Consider the following 13,497-nt stretch of genomic DNA (forward strand, 5'->3'; position numbering starts at 1 on the left):
GATCGACCCGAACTAGCGACAGGCCACTACTGCTCGTCTACTGCTCGTCGCGGCTCTTCGCCCCCGGCAACAAGGCTGGGAACCAGATATCGGTCAGGACCTCCGCTGCCTGAACCCGGGTGACGTCGATGGTTCCCTGAACCGCCCAGCGGGTGAAGAAGCGCTCGAGTTGGCTGACCAGCAGTTCGACGCGCAGCCGAGCCTCGTCGCGCTGATCGGACGGCCACCGCTCGAGATATTTCGGCATCGCATTCGGCAGCTGTGTCATCCCGTCACGGGCAGTGATCCGAAATTCCGGCTCGAGTGCTACCGCCTCGTCCCATGCCGGCAGCAGTCGCTTGTTCTCGTCGAACCAGTCGAACGCGCGCTCCAACCACGCGGTGAATTCCGCGCGCGAATGTGTGTCGAGCACACGGTCGAGATCAATGTAGAAAGTGAACGCGCTGGCGGCCATACCGGCTTCCCCGATGGTCTTCAGCATCGCCACCTTGCTGGGGAAATGCACGTAAAACGTGGCTCTACTGCATCCGACGGCCGAGGCGATGTCGTCGACCGTTACTGCCGCGTACCCGCGTTCTTCGAACAAAATGCGAGCAGCGTCCACGAGTTTGGCCCGCGTCGCGCGCTTCTGCTCGTCCCGCAGGGTGCCCCGCTTGCCTTTTCGACCATCCGTTGCCGTGCTCACATCAACTACCTTCGTTCACTTTGCGCTCTCTGGCAAATCGCCGACTCATCGTCATCGAGCAACATTGCGTCACTCATTGACACAACGTCAGCCAATGATGCACTATGACTCAAGTCACTTTCCGGGCTTTGACTCTTCGTCTCGATGCCCGGATCAGAACAGAAAGCGATGGCGTATGAGCCCCACGAATTTGCCGAGAGTCTGCATCATCGGCGCCGGACCGACCGGAATCACGACGGCCAAGCGAATGAAGGAATTCGGAATACCCTTCGACTGCTACGAAGCATCCGACGAGGTCGGCGGAAACTGGTACTACAAGAACCCCAACGGCATGTCGGCCTGCTACCAGAGCCTGCACATCGACACCTCCAAGTGGCGATTGGCATTCGAGGACTTTCCCGTCTCCGCGGACCTACCCGATTTCCCGCACCACTCCGAACTTTTCCAGTACTTCAAGGACTACGTCGAACATTTCGGCTTGCGCGAGTCGATCATCTTCAACACCAGTGTTGTTGCAGCAGAACGTGATGCAGACGGACTCTGGACCATTACGCGCTCAGACGGCGAAGTCCGCACCTACGACGTACTGATGGTCTGCAACGGCCACCACTGGGACCCCAACATCCCGGACTACCCGGGCGAGTTCGACGGCGTCCTGATGCACAGTCACAGCTACAACGACCCGTTCGATCCGATCGACATGCGCGGCAAGAAGGTTGTCGTGGTCGGAATGGGCAACTCCGGCTTGGACATTGCGTCCGAACTGGGGCAGCGATACCTCGCTGACAAACTCATCGTCTCGGCGCGCCGCGGCGTGTGGGTGTTGCCGAAATACCTGGGCGGAGTGCCCGGAGACAAATTGATCACCCCGCCCTGGATGCCCCGCGGTCTGCGTCTGTTCCTCAGTCGCCGATTCCTCGGAAAGAACCTGGGAACCATGGAGGGCTACGGACTGCCCAAGCCAGACCACCGCCCCTTCGAGGCCCATCCGTCAGCCAGTGGCGAGTTCCTGGGACGCGCCGGGTCCGGCGACATCACCTTCAAGCCGGCGATCACCAAACTCGACGGAAAGCAGGTTCATTTCGCGGACGGCACAGCTGAGGACGTCGACGTAGTCATCTGCGCAACCGGTTACAACATCAGCTTCCCCTTCTTCAGCGATCCGAATCTGCTGCCGGACAAAGACAATCGATTCCCGCTCTTCAAGCGAATGATGAAGCCCGGAATCGACAACCTCTTCTTCATGGGACTGGCTCAGCCCATGCCGACACTCGTCAACTTCGCCGAACAGCAGAGCAAGCTCGTCGCGGCCTACCTGACCGGTAAATACCAACTGCCAACCCCCAGCGAAATGCAGGAGATCACCAAGGCCGACGAGGCGTACTTCCTAGCCCCCTATTACAAGTCTCCTCGCCACACCATTCAGCTCGAGTTCGATCCCTACGTCCGCAACATGAACAAGGAAATCGCCAAGGGCACCAAGCGCGCCGAGGCTTCGGGGAACAAGCTCCCCGTCGCGCCGCGTGCCGCAGCGCACGAGCTCGAGAAGGCGGATCGCATATGAGCCTGGTAAATGGCCACTGCAACAGCGAGTTCGAGGCCGTCTACAACGCCTTCGAAGCGCAACTGGCGTCCGGTGAGGAACTGGGCGGCTCCATCGCCATCACCGTCGACGGAGAATCCGTCGTGGACATATGGGGTGGATACACCGACGAATCCCGCACCACTCCTTGGGGTTCCGACACCATTGTGAACACCTTCTCCATCACCAAGACCATGGCAGCACTGTCTGCGTTGCTTCTTGTCGAACGCGGACAACTGGACGTCTACCAGAAGGTCGCCCACTACTGGCCCGAGTTTGCGGCAAACGGCAAGGAAGACATCGAAGTTCGTCACCTGCTGTCGCACACGTCGGGAGTCTCGGGCTGGGAGCGCCCGATCGAACTGAAGGATATCTACGACCTCGAGACGTCCACCGCCCGCCTCGCCACCCAGGCGCCGTGGTGGACGCCAGGTACGGCGTCGGGCTATCACGCGATCAACTACGGACATCTGATCAGCGAAGTCATCCGACGCATCGACGGGCGGACCCTTGGCAGGTTCTTTGCCGAAGAGCTTGCCGGCCCGCTGGGCGCCGACTTCCACATCGGCACGTCCGCAGAGCATTTCGGCCGAATCGCAACTCTTGTTCCGCCGCCGGCGCTGGAATTCGATCTGTCCACGCTCGACCAGGACAGCATCTTCATCAAGACCCTGACCTGCCCCTTGCTCGACTACCCCGAGGTCAATACCGCACCCTGGCGCGAAGCCGAAATCGGCGGGGTCAACGGCCACGGAAACGCACGTTCGATTGCACGAGTTCAATCTCTGATTTCGTGTGGCGGTGAACTCGACGGCCAGAAGTTGCTCTCGCAGAGCACTATCGACTTGATCTTCGAAGTCCAAGCCGATGGCATCGACCTCGGGATCATGACTCCCCTCAAGTTCGGTATCGGCTACGGACTGCCGCACCCGGATACCGCACCACTCGTTCCAGGCGGACGCGCGTGCTGGTGGGCCGGCATCGGCGGCTCGATGCTCGTCAATGATCTGGACCGACGGATGACCTTCGCGTACGTCATGAACAAAATGGCACCGGGCCTGATCGGGTCCGACCGCAGCAACGCCTACCTGAGCGCCGCATACAACTCCGAGATCAGCGAGGTCAGTTCATGAAGGCAGCTCAGCTCATGGGGCCTGGTCTCCTCGAGATCAACGACGTGCCGATCCCCGAGATCGGTCCATCGGAACTGCTGATTCGGGTTGGCGCAGCGGGAATCTGCCACTCCGATCTGCACCTCCTGCACTTCCCGTACAAGATGCGCGAAGAACCGCTGACAATCGGCCACGAAATTGCCGGAACGATCGAAGCCGTCGGGAGTGGCGTCGACGGCCGTTCCGTCGGAGAGCGTGGCGTCGTCTACCTGTGCTGGTCCTGTGGACAGTGCCGAGAATGCATGAGCGGCAACGAGAACATGTGCCTCGCTGCCGGACGAACCGCAATGCCTCCCTGTCCCGGGCTCGGTCCCGAAGGTGGTATGGCCGAGTACGTGAAAATCCCGGCCCGCTCCTTTGTCCCCATCGGAGATCTCGACTTTCTCCAGGCCGCACCGCTCGCCGACGCAGCGCTGACCAGCTACCACGCCATCCGTGGCGCTCGTGAGCATCTGCAGCCCGGCGCCACCGCTGTGGTGATCGGCGTCGGCGGACTCGGTCACGTTGCAGTACAGATACTTCGGGCAATCAGTGCCGTGCGCATCATCGCCGTCGACGTCGGACAGGATCAACTCGATCTCGCCAAACGTTGCGGCGCCGACATCACGCTCGAATCGGGACCGGACACCGCGCAGCACATCCTCGACCTCACGTCGGCCAGAGGCGCAGAAGTCATCTTCGACTTCGTCGGTATCGACGCAACTGCACAGATGTCCGTTCAAGCGGTTGCGCCGAACGGCGCGTATCGCATGGTAGGTCTCGGAGGCGGAAACCCCGGAATCACTGCCGAAGCCGCCGGCGGACCGGGCTGGCCGTGGGGTGCATCGGTCCGGAAGTCGTATGGCGGCACCAGAAACGACCTCGTCGATTCCATCGCCCTGGCGCAGGCCGGTCTGGTAACGGTAGAAGTGGCCCGCTTCGACCTCGCTGATGCCCGCGACGCACTCGATCGTCTCGAGCACGGCAAGGTCACCGGACGCGCAGTGCTCGTACCCTAATTCTCGAAAGGTGCTTCACGTGACCACTCCCGCTGATACACAGGCATACATCGCGTCCGTCATGGCAGGCCTGACCGGCCCCGGTGGGCCTTTCGAAATGGGCGTCGAAGACGTTCTCGGTAGTTCGATGCCCGTCATGAAGAACCGTGACAAGTCGCTGGGAGACGTACTCGCAGCGTCTGTCGACTACGGTTCACGCGACTACCTGGTGACCAAGGACCGACGCTTCAGCTACCTCGAACATGGTGCGGCCGCTGCCGCTCTAGCCACTGCGCTGCGCGAACAGTACGGCGTCGGCAAGGGCGATCGTGTGGGCATTCTTGCCGCCAACACACCGGAATGGGTGATCACATTCTGGGCAGCCCAGGCGCTCGGAGCCATCGCCGTCGGTTTCAACTCGTGGTGGGTGGCACGTGAGGTGGAGTACGGCATCGAACACACCACACCGACCGTGGTGATCGCCGATGCCAAGCGCGCGCACATTCTTTCCGGGTTGGGCACCGATATTCCGGTGCTCACCATGGAAGAGGATTTGCCGGCCCTGATCGAGAAGTTCTCCGGATCACCGCTTCCCCGTACCACGGTCGACGAGGACGATCCGGCCGTCATCCTGTACACGAGTGGAACCAGCGGACGCCCCAAGGGGGCCGTTCACACCCACCGAAACGTGTTGGCAGTCATCGATTACCACCGCTACAGCGACCGCCTCGCTGCGGCGTTCACCGGGCAACCCACCGATGGGCGACCGAGCGACTTACGCTATCTGCTGACCGCGCCGCTGTTCCACATCGCAAGCCTGCACAACCTGGCGGTCCCTCGACTGGCCACGGGCGGCGCCGTGGTCATTCATCAGGGCGCCTTCGACGTCGACGAAGTTCTCTCTCTCGTCGAGCGCGAGAAGGTCACCAACTGGGCAGTCGTCCCCACCATGGCGAGCCGTCTGCTCGAGCACGGCAATCTCGAGAAGTACGACCTGACGTCACTGAGCGCGTTTGCATTGGCTTCAGCGCCGTCGTCTCCGGCCTTGCAGGAACGCCTACGGGCACAACTGCCTTTTGCGCAGCACGCTCTGGTGGACAGTTACGGACTCACCGAATCCTCGACCGGAATTTCGGTTGCGACGCCCCCGGAACTTGCTGCATTTCCCGGAACTCTCGGCCGGCCGATCATCGGTGTGAGCGTGGAGGTTCGCGACCCCTTCGGTGTTGCGGTTCCCGACGGGGAGGAAGGTGAAATCTGTGCGCGTAGTCCCTATGTGATGTTGGGATATTGGAACGACGAGGCGGCCACTGCGGCTGCCATCGCCCCCGACCGCTGGCTCAGGACCGGCGACTTCGGAGTTCTCGAAGACGGTCGCCTTCGACTCACCGGGCGCAGATCCGACCTGATCCTGCGCGGCGGCGAAAACATCTATCCCCTAGAGATCGAACAGTGCCTCGACGAGCATCCCGCTGTGCTCGAATGCGCCGTGATCGGCTTCGATTCGGCAGACCTGGGCCAGGAAGTTGCTGCCGTCGTCGTTCTGCGTGACGAAGGCGCCGCGACGGAAGAGGAACTACGCAGCTATGTCGCCGAACGACTCGCTTACTTCAAGGTGCCGGTGAAGTGGCAACTGAGCACAACTCCTCTGCCCCGCAACGCAACCGGAAAAACCATACGCGCAAAGGTGGTTATCGCATGACCTACGACGCCGTGATCAACAACGGATTGTGGTTCGACGGCACCGGAGCCAAACCGGCAATCCGCAACCTGGGAATCCGGGACGGGCGAGTCACCGCTATCTCGCTCGACCCCCTCGACGAAACCGATTGCCCCCGAGTCATCGACGCCCGGCGAAAGTGGGTGATCCCGGGAATCGTCGACATTCACACGCACTACGACGTCGAGATCCTGGAAGGGCCGGCGCTGAGCGAATCCCTGCGGCACGGGGTCACGTCGATCTTTGTCGGATCGTGTTCCCTGTCTACCATTCACGCCAGCCCGTCCGATGCAGGCGATCTCTTCGGACGCGTCGAAGCAATCCCACGCAAACACGTCGTCGAAGCACTCACGAGGGCCAAGACCTGGAACTCCGCGCGCGAGTACATCGCCGCACTCGAGTCACTTCCGTTGGGCCCCAATGTCGCAGCCTTCATCGGACACTCCGACATGCGAGCTGCCGAAATGGGGTTGGACCGTGCAACGCGGAAGGACGTGCATCCCAGTGATGCCGAACTCGCGTCGATGGAAGCGCATTTGACCGAGGCACTTGACGCCGGCTTCGTCGGAATGTCCGGCCAGCAACTGCTGTTCGACAAACTCGACGGTGAAACCTGCCGCTCACGCACCCTGCCGTCGACGTATGCCACCACGAAGGAACGACGCCGACTCAACGCGATCCTGCGTCGCCGGGGACGGGTATTTCAGGCCGGACCAGACCCCACCAATCCAGTGAGCACCGGCGCGATGGCGTTCACCAGTGTGGGTCTGTGGCGTAAGCGACTCAAGACGAGCATGCTCTCGGCAGCAGACATCAAGTCGAACAAGTTTGCCGTGGCGATTCTCGGGCCGCTGGCGCATCTGGTCAATCGACTCGGCGGTGACCTGCGCTGGCAGCATCTGCCTGTGCCCTTCGAGGTGTATGCCGACGGAATCGATCTGGTTGTCTTCGAGGAGTTCGGATCCGGTGCTGCGGCACTGCATCTGACCGACGAGATGGAACGCAACGTTCTGATGCAGAGCGAGGAGTACCGTCGACAATTCCGCAAGGACTACGACCAGAAGTTCGGCGTCAAGGTGTGGCACCGAGACTTCTTCGATGCCGAAATCGTGTCCTGCCCCGATGATTCCCTGGTAGGCAAGACCTTCGGTCAGGTCGGTGTCGAGCGCGGCAGCATCCACCCGGTCGACGCGTTCCTGGATCTGGTGCTCGAGCACGGAACCAAGGTTCGTTGGCGCACAACCATTTCCAACCACCGCCCCGAGATACTGGACAAGTTCGCTCAGGACAACGGCGTACAACTCGGATTCTCGGACGCCGGAGCACATTTGCGCAACATGGCGTTCTACAACTTCGGCCTACGACTACTTCGCCGCGTGTACGACGCCCAGAAGATCGGCCGGCCCTTCATGACGGTCGAGGCAGCAGTACATCGTCTCACCGGCGAACTTGCCGAGTGGTACGACGTCGATGCGGGGCACCTTCGATTGGGTGACCGCGCCGACCTTGTCGTTATCGATCCCGCTCATCTCGACGATTCGCTCGAGGCTTACGCCGAGAGTCCGGTTGTGGAGTACGACAACCTCTCTCGCATGGTCAATCGTAACGACGAGACCGTAACCGCCGTATTCGTCGGCGGCGAGTACGTATTCGGCGAGGGTGAAGCAGCACCGGTCCTCGGCAACCGCCGAACCGGAAAATTCTTGAAAGCAGGTGCCCATTAACATGTCCAGATTTGCCGGCAAGACCGCGGTCGTCACCGGCGCAGCCTCGGGGATCGGCGCGGCGATTGCACTGCGCCTCATCAGCGAAGGTGCGCGCGTCGCAGGCATCGATATCTCCGAGGGCGCACTGAAGGAGATCGCGGCCCAACATGACGGTTCCTTCCTCGCCGCACCGGCCGATGTGACCAAGGAGTCCGATGTCGCCGAGGCCATTGCCGCTGCGGCAGCGGAATTCGGTGGGATCGACATCGCATTCAACGTTGCCGGAGCGTCGAGGGTGGGACAGATCGTCGACCTCGACGAAGCGGATTGGGACTTCACCATCGATTTGGTGCAGAAGGGTGTGTTCCTCTGCACCAAACACGAAGCGCGCCATATCCGTGAGCACGGAAGGGGTGGAGCGATCGTCAATGTCTCCTCACTCAACGCCCATATTCCGAGCCCGTACGGAAGTGCATACGCCACCGGCAAAGCCGGTGTCGAGATGTTCAGCAAGAATGCCGCGATCGAACTCGCGGCGTCGGGAATCCGTGTCAACGCAGTTCTCCCCGGTCTGGTCGACACCCCACTGGTCGCGCCGGTGATGGGGTACGAACCCGCGCGTGACATGTTCCTGGATCGAATCCCCATGGCCCGAGCGGCAACTCCCGAAGAGATTGCCGCTCCCTGCCTGTATCTCGCGAGCGACGACGCCACCTACATCACCGGAACATCACTGGTGGTCGACGGCGGTTGGGAAGTGTCGAACTACCCGGATCTGACAAAACTCGGTAGCTGAATCAGTTGCCGGGCAGCACGCACTGCGTGTCGAGGCCGAGGACGTGGTTGAGCCGGCCGAAGGCCAACCACGATCCGAGGCACATGCTCAGTTCCACGATTTCGGCCTGAGAGTAGTGGGCAGTCATGCGTCCCCAGAACTCCTCGTCCAGTCCGTGATGATCGAGTGCGTACCGCTCCGCGTATTCGGCGGCCAGCCGTGTCCTGTCGTCAAAAGCATCGGTGGTTCGCCAGTCGGTGACGGACTGCGCAAAATCGGATTCGACAGTTGCACCGTCACGTTCGGTTCGCCAATCCTGGCAGAAGATACAACCGTTGATCTGAGCGATACGCAGCCGAGCGGCCTCGAACTCTCGCAGACCGAGAGTGGTGTCGGAATACACCTTTTGGGAGAACGCGGCTGCGGCGGGACCGATGCCCGGAACCATCTCACCCCACACGTAGCCGATCGGATTCTTGCCCTCAGGGATGTCGATGTTCATATTCGGTCCTCCAGGTATCGGCGCCGAGTTTGCCGACGCCTGGGGTGAGTGGGACGTCGAGCGCGTCGTACAAGCCTGGCTGCGCGGCGCGCAACCACGGGATCGCATTGACGAGACGCCCTACAGCAGTGGCATTTCCACCGGCCGCGCGATTTCCACCCTCGTCGGTGGCCTCGACGTTGATCTCAATTCGTGGGCGGCCTTCGATGATGACTTTGTGCACCCCGTCCCCACCGCCTGGAGGAGACGGCCAGTCAGGAGCACACGACGGGTGAATCCGGGTGACGTGTTCGATGACGATCAACGGTTTGCCGTCGACAATTCCCTGAACTTCGAATCGCAAACCGCCCTGGGTTCCGGCGGAAAAATCACCCATGTGCTCGGTGGTCACCGTCTCGTCGAGAGCCCGGCGCAGCAGGGTCTCACTGATGCCGTCGAGTTCGACGCCCAGCGCACGTGCGATGAGCCGAATCTGTCCTCCCCACACCATCGTTGGGACACCTGACGCAACCATGGGCGGGTCGTACTCCATCGGCTGACCCATACCGACGAGGTAGCGCACCGAATCCGGCTGGTCGTACGTCGTGTAGTCGAAAATCTCCTGACACCGAATCTGGTCGATAGTTCCGGACAGGCCCGTGATCATCACCGGCAGAATGTCGTTTCCCCACCCAGGATCGACGCCGGAGACGAACAGCGCGCCGCCGCCGGCCTTGGCTGCGGCCAGGACGGGATCCCGCACTTCGGGCGGCGCCGAACGGTGGTCGTACAGGGCGTAGACCGAGGGCGTCACCACGACAGCGCCGCCGTGTAGCGCGCGCATGATGTCCGCGGTGGCATCGTCCGGCCGGATCTCACCCGAAGCTGCGTAGACAACGGCGTCGGGAACAGTGGCAAGAACGGCATCGGCATCATCGGTGGCAACCACACCCAACCGGTAGCCGAGTTGCGCGAGGTCTCCCGCATCTCGGCCGACCTTGTCGGGATTTGCGACTACGACTGCGCAGAGTTCGAGCGCCGGATTGGCGGCGACGGCCCGAATCGAGGCACGGCCGACGTTTCCCGTCCCCCACACAACCGTCCGGATCTTCGCCTCGATGTCGCGGTCATCCATGATTCGGACAGTACCCATTCCGGGGTAGTTGTCACGGCCGAATGCGCGAATCTACCCGGTGAGGAAAACCAAGGCTTGCGGCGGGAGAGTCGCGCCGGGGCTGCGCCGATACATCTCGGCCGGCCTGCCCGTAGTAGCCCTCACGTATTCCCCGGTACTGACCAGCGCGTCGACAACATGACGCCGGAAGCTGTCCTTCTGCAATTCACGATCGAACACCACCTCGTAGAGTTGCCGCAGTTGGGGGACGGTGAAAGTGTCGCCGAGGAGACCGGCCGGGTCGACGGCTTCGGCAAACCGGCTCCGGAGGTCGGCAACTGCCAATCCGACTATCTCGGTGTGGTCGAAAGCCAGGTCCAGGGCTCCGTAGGCATCGAGGAGGATCGCGTCAACCGGCATGCCACTTTCCGGCAGCGCTGCAGCGTGCGCAACCGATAAGACCCATCCCCTGTCGTCGCGATTCGGGTTGTCGAGAATTGCCAGTTGATGGAACTCCGCATCTACCATTCCCGCTTTGGAGTGCAAGGCCCGATCTGCTGCGGCAGTGAGTAATTCGCGCTCATGGAGAAAGGTGCCGGGCAAAGCGAACTTGCCCAGCCGATGCTCGACTACAAGCACTTTGAGGGCAGCGTCCGAATAGGTCAGAACGGCGACGTCGACGGCGACCGACGGCCGCGGATAGTCGGTTAACGATTTGCCGCTCGCGTCTGTCCATTCATTCACTCTTGCATATTAGCTCAATCATGATCTATGTTTAGCGCAAAGTTGAGCAAAGGGGTTGACGTGAGGCTGAACGCACTACAGACCGATCGAGCGGCGGGGGTACTTCTCGGCACGGCAGCCGGCGACGCACTGGGCGCCGGATACGAGTTCACCTATCCGAAGGCCGAGGTTGTCATCGACATGATCGGCGGCGGTCCGTTCAAGTGGGCGCCGGGCGAGTGGACGGACGATACCTCGATGGCCGTAGCCATCGCCGAAGTCGCCGCAACCGGGATCGATCTTGCCAGCACCGAAGGCCTGGATGCCGTTGCAGCGCAGTTCATTCTGTGGTACGACTCGAAACCCGAAGATATCGGCAATCAGACCCGGGCCGTACTGTCCGCCCGCTCTCCCAACGCAGCGGATATGGCGACTCGTGCGAAGGCGGTCAGCGGGCTCAAGGGCGGCAACGGTTCGCTTATGCGCACCGCGCCGGTTGCGCTTGCTTATCTGGACGACCCCAAAGGTGCTGTCGATGCCGCGTGGAAGATCGGCGCACTCACGCATGACGATCCGCAGGCCGGCCAAGCCTGTCAGATATGGACCCATGCCATCCGCCACGCAGTGATCCACGGAGACTTCGACGGCGTTCGCGACTACCTGACCGTCGCCGATCAGGGGGTGGTCGATTATTGGGGACCACTGCTCGACCAGGCCGAAAATGGCAGCCCGCGAGACTTCTCCAAGAACGGCTGGGTGGTTCACGCACTCCAGACGGCATGGTGGGCAATAACTTCCACCGACAGCAGCAACACCGAACATCTGCAGCACGCGCTCGAAGCCGCGGTCCGAGCCGGCGGCGACACCGACACGACTGCCGCAATCGCCGGCGGCCTACTCGGCGCCCGTTGGGGAGCGTCGGCGATACCGGAGCGGTGGCGCCGCATCATGCACGGGTGGCCGGGGTATACCTCCACCGACTTGATTCGTCTTGCACTCAACACCACAGGAGAAGCAATGCCCACCATCTCCGTCGTCGAAGGTGACATCACCACCCTGGACGTCGACGCAATAGTCAACGCCGCCAACACCGCTCTCCTCGGCGGTGGGGGCGTCGACGGCGCCATTCACCGCGCCGGTGGCCCGGAAATCCTCGAAGAATGCAAAGCTCTGCGCGCCTCCAGCCTGCCCGACGGCTTGCCGGTGGGCTCAGCCGTAGCCACCACAGCAGGAAAGATGAAAGCACGCAACGTGATCCACACCGTCGGCCCGCGAGACTCACGTTCGCAGGATCGGTCGGCGCAGCTACGATCGGCGTACACGCAAAGCCTGGCCGTGGCCGATTCCCTTGGCGCCCAGACCGTCGCCTTCCCGCTGATCTCTTCGGGCGTCTACGGCTGGCCCAAGGAAGACGCTGCAAAACAGGCAGTTACGGCGATTCACTCAGCGCATACCGCTGTGGACAACGTCATTATCGTTGCCTACGACAAGCCGTCGGCGGATGTACTGCGGCGAGCACTCGAGTAGCGGCTAGCGAACCTCATCCGGCGGTTCAACTGCCGACTCCCGAAGTCCAGCCCCGCACCGTCACTGGTGGCCAGTGCTGTCAGCACAGCGGCGACGAGCAGCGATATGACTACGACACCCATGATGTGCACCTCGTTCGGACTCGAGCGGAAACACTTTTCTGAAAACAAGTATATGTAACTTAGGGTTACGTTCAATGTGTTGTCACTCACCTGAAACCAGCGATCGCGCTCCGAATCACATCAAACCTGGGCAATTCATAACGCCAACACCGTCGGAGTTGGCCACACCGTAAGAGATGCGATGCTCGAAGCGTGTGGGGCACTGCGCGTCGGAGTGTCAGGAAACCGAGGATCTGTTTCCGCGTAGGGGCGTCACGCGCCACGCCACAACCGTCAGAGCGGCAGCAGTTCCCGCTGCCGGCCACAGTGCGTGAATCCCGATCCACCGATGTGCAAGCGCTCCCAGGACTGCACCGCCGATCAGGCCCGCACACATTCCGAAGTGTTGCAGCCACGCCCACCGCGGGCCGCCCAGGAATGCGCCCGTCAAACGTTGGCCCATTTTCACCAGGGCACCCGTCATGTAAGTGACGCCGATGGTTACCTCGCCGTCACGCTGGAACACCGAATTGACCGCGCCCATGGACAAAGCCATTGCGGTGACCGCGCCGGGAACGATGTCGAAGCTACCTAGTATTGCCCCCAGAACCAGCAACGCGGTGACCACTGACAGCACGCTGACCTTGCGTGTCCGAACCGAATAGCGTTCCGTGACATACGTGATCACCGTGCCGAGCGCGATACCGAGCAGGAAGAGCACAATCACGGCCGCGGGCACTCGGGCGGCGGCCCACAATCCGTCGGCGATCGAGACGCTCATCTGAGTCATATTGCCGCTCATGAACGATACGAACTGTCCGCTGAGAACGATGAAGCCGATCGCGTCGACGTATCCGGCCAGCCCGGCAAGCGCTATCGCCAAACCGATGAGCGATCTGCTGTATCCCGTCACCCGAAAAGCCTGTCACAGTCG

General features: G+C 61.7%; 12 protein-coding genes and 1 pseudogene. 8 read left to right on the forward strand and 5 right to left on the reverse strand.

What is annotated here, in order from left to right; all coding sequences use genetic code 11:
• Positions 1-37: 37 nt before the first annotated feature.
• On the reverse strand, positions 38-685 hold the full coding sequence (locus R4P64_RS02135; RefSeq protein WP_317819071.1) for a helix-turn-helix domain-containing protein: 648 nt from the start codon (positions 683-685) through the stop codon (positions 38-40).
• Positions 686-860: 175 nt separating this feature from the next.
• On the opposite strand from R4P64_RS02135, the gene R4P64_RS02140 reads away from it, so the two are divergent.
• The 6 genes from R4P64_RS02140 to R4P64_RS02165 all read left to right on the forward strand — a co-directional run bounded on the left by R4P64_RS02140 (position 861) and on the right by R4P64_RS02165 (position 8,638).
• On the forward strand, positions 861-2,249 hold the full coding sequence (locus tag R4P64_RS02140) for a flavin-containing monooxygenase (RefSeq protein WP_141486865.1): 1,389 nt from the start codon (positions 861-863) through the stop codon (positions 2,247-2,249).
• Positions 2,246-3,400 carry an EstA family serine hydrolase gene (locus R4P64_RS02145; RefSeq protein WP_045065627.1) on the forward strand — a complete coding sequence of 385 codons (1,155 nt, stop codon included), beginning with the start codon at positions 2,246-2,248 and terminating at the stop codon, positions 3,398-3,400. Before R4P64_RS02140 ends, R4P64_RS02145 begins: the two co-directional genes overlap by 4 nt.
• The gene (locus tag R4P64_RS02150; protein ID WP_317819072.1) at positions 3,397-4,437 is read left to right on the forward strand and encodes an NAD(P)-dependent alcohol dehydrogenase; all 1,041 of its coding nucleotides are present in this window, start codon (positions 3,397-3,399) and stop codon (positions 4,435-4,437) included. Before R4P64_RS02145 ends, R4P64_RS02150 begins: the two co-directional genes overlap by 4 nt.
• Positions 4,438-4,498: 61 nt before the next feature.
• Positions 4,499-6,118 carry a class I adenylate-forming enzyme family protein gene (locus R4P64_RS02155; RefSeq protein ID WP_411742637.1) on the forward strand — a complete coding sequence of 540 codons (1,620 nt, stop codon included), beginning with the start codon at positions 4,499-4,501 and terminating at the stop codon, positions 6,116-6,118.
• A complete protein-coding gene (locus R4P64_RS02160; protein ID WP_092804749.1) occupies positions 6,115-7,860 on the forward strand; it encodes an N-acyl-D-amino-acid deacylase family protein in 1,746 nt (581 codons plus the stop codon). The genes R4P64_RS02155 and R4P64_RS02160 overlap by 4 nt, the downstream gene beginning before the upstream one ends.
• A gap of 1 nt (position 7,861) precedes the next feature.
• Complete coding sequence (locus R4P64_RS02165) at positions 7,862-8,638, forward strand: SDR family NAD(P)-dependent oxidoreductase (RefSeq protein WP_033233736.1); 777 nt, start codon at positions 7,862-7,864, stop codon at positions 8,636-8,638.
• Between the two features lies 1 nt (position 8,639).
• Here the strand turns inward: R4P64_RS02165 and R4P64_RS02170 are convergent, their stop codons facing one another.
• From R4P64_RS02170 to R4P64_RS02180, 3 genes are read right to left on the reverse strand one after another with little or no spacing between them, the layout of a single operon-like run.
• Complete coding sequence (locus tag R4P64_RS02170; protein WP_287163502.1) at positions 8,640-9,119, reverse strand: carboxymuconolactone decarboxylase family protein; 480 nt, start codon at positions 9,117-9,119, stop codon at positions 8,640-8,642.
• Positions 9,100-10,233: a dihydrodipicolinate reductase gene (locus R4P64_RS02175; protein ID WP_092804752.1), complete on the reverse strand. Its 1,134-nt coding sequence runs from the start codon at positions 10,231-10,233 to the stop codon at positions 9,100-9,102. Before R4P64_RS02175 ends, R4P64_RS02170 begins: the two co-directional genes overlap by 20 nt.
• Positions 10,234-10,284: 51 nt before the next feature.
• Positions 10,285-10,956 (reverse strand): NUDIX hydrolase, encoded by a 672-nt coding sequence (locus R4P64_RS02180; RefSeq protein ID WP_095887410.1) that lies wholly within the window; start codon positions 10,954-10,956, stop codon positions 10,285-10,287.
• Between the two features lie 27 nt (positions 10,957-10,983).
• On the opposite strand from R4P64_RS02180, the pseudogene R4P64_RS02185 reads away from it, so the two are divergent.
• Both R4P64_RS02185 and R4P64_RS02190 read left to right on the forward strand, forming a co-directional pair.
• A pseudogene (locus tag R4P64_RS02185) lies at positions 10,984-11,811 on the forward strand (ADP-ribosylglycohydrolase family protein); the annotation flags it as partial.
• 141 nt (positions 11,812-11,952) lie between these two features.
• Complete coding sequence (locus R4P64_RS02190) at positions 11,953-12,462, forward strand: O-acetyl-ADP-ribose deacetylase (protein WP_317819734.1); 510 nt, start codon at positions 11,953-11,955, stop codon at positions 12,460-12,462.
• Between the two features lie 339 nt (positions 12,463-12,801).
• Here R4P64_RS02190 and R4P64_RS02195 read toward each other — a convergent pair whose 3' ends face one another.
• The gene (locus R4P64_RS02195; protein WP_317819074.1) at positions 12,802-13,476 is read right to left on the reverse strand and encodes a YoaK family protein; all 675 of its coding nucleotides are present in this window, start codon (positions 13,474-13,476) and stop codon (positions 12,802-12,804) included.
• Positions 13,477-13,497 lie beyond the last annotated feature (21 nt).

It is taken from the genome of Rhodococcus sp. IEGM 1366 (assembly GCF_033142425.1).
Taxonomy (GTDB): Bacteria; Actinomycetota; Actinomycetes; order Mycobacteriales; family Mycobacteriaceae; genus Rhodococcus_F; species Rhodococcus_F globerula.

Coding starts and splice junctions, on each gene's coding strand:
- R4P64_RS02140 (WP_141486865.1), top strand. CDS start 861: ATGAGCCCCACGAATTTGCCGAGAGTCTGCATCATCGGCGCCGGACCG.
- R4P64_RS02145 (WP_045065627.1), top strand. CDS start 2,246: ATGAGCCTGGTAAATGGCCACTGCAACAGCGAGTTCGAGGCCGTCTAC.
- R4P64_RS02150 (WP_317819072.1), top strand. CDS start 3,397: ATGAAGGCAGCTCAGCTCATGGGGCCTGGTCTCCTCGAGATCAACGAC.
- R4P64_RS02155 (WP_411742637.1), top strand. CDS start 4,499: ATGGCAGGCCTGACCGGCCCCGGTGGGCCTTTCGAAATGGGCGTCGAA.
- R4P64_RS02160 (WP_092804749.1), top strand. CDS start 6,115: ATGACCTACGACGCCGTGATCAACAACGGATTGTGGTTCGACGGCACC.
- R4P64_RS02165 (WP_033233736.1), top strand. CDS start 7,862: ATGTCCAGATTTGCCGGCAAGACCGCGGTCGTCACCGGCGCAGCCTCG.
- R4P64_RS02170 (WP_287163502.1), bottom strand. CDS start 9,119: ATGAACATCGACATCCCTGAGGGCAAGAATCCGATCGGCTACGTGTGG.
- R4P64_RS02175 (WP_092804752.1), bottom strand. CDS start 10,233: ATGGATGACCGCGACATCGAGGCGAAGATCCGGACGGTTGTGTGGGGG.
- R4P64_RS02190 (WP_317819734.1), top strand. CDS start 11,953: ATGCCCACCATCTCCGTCGTCGAAGGTGACATCACCACCCTGGACGTC.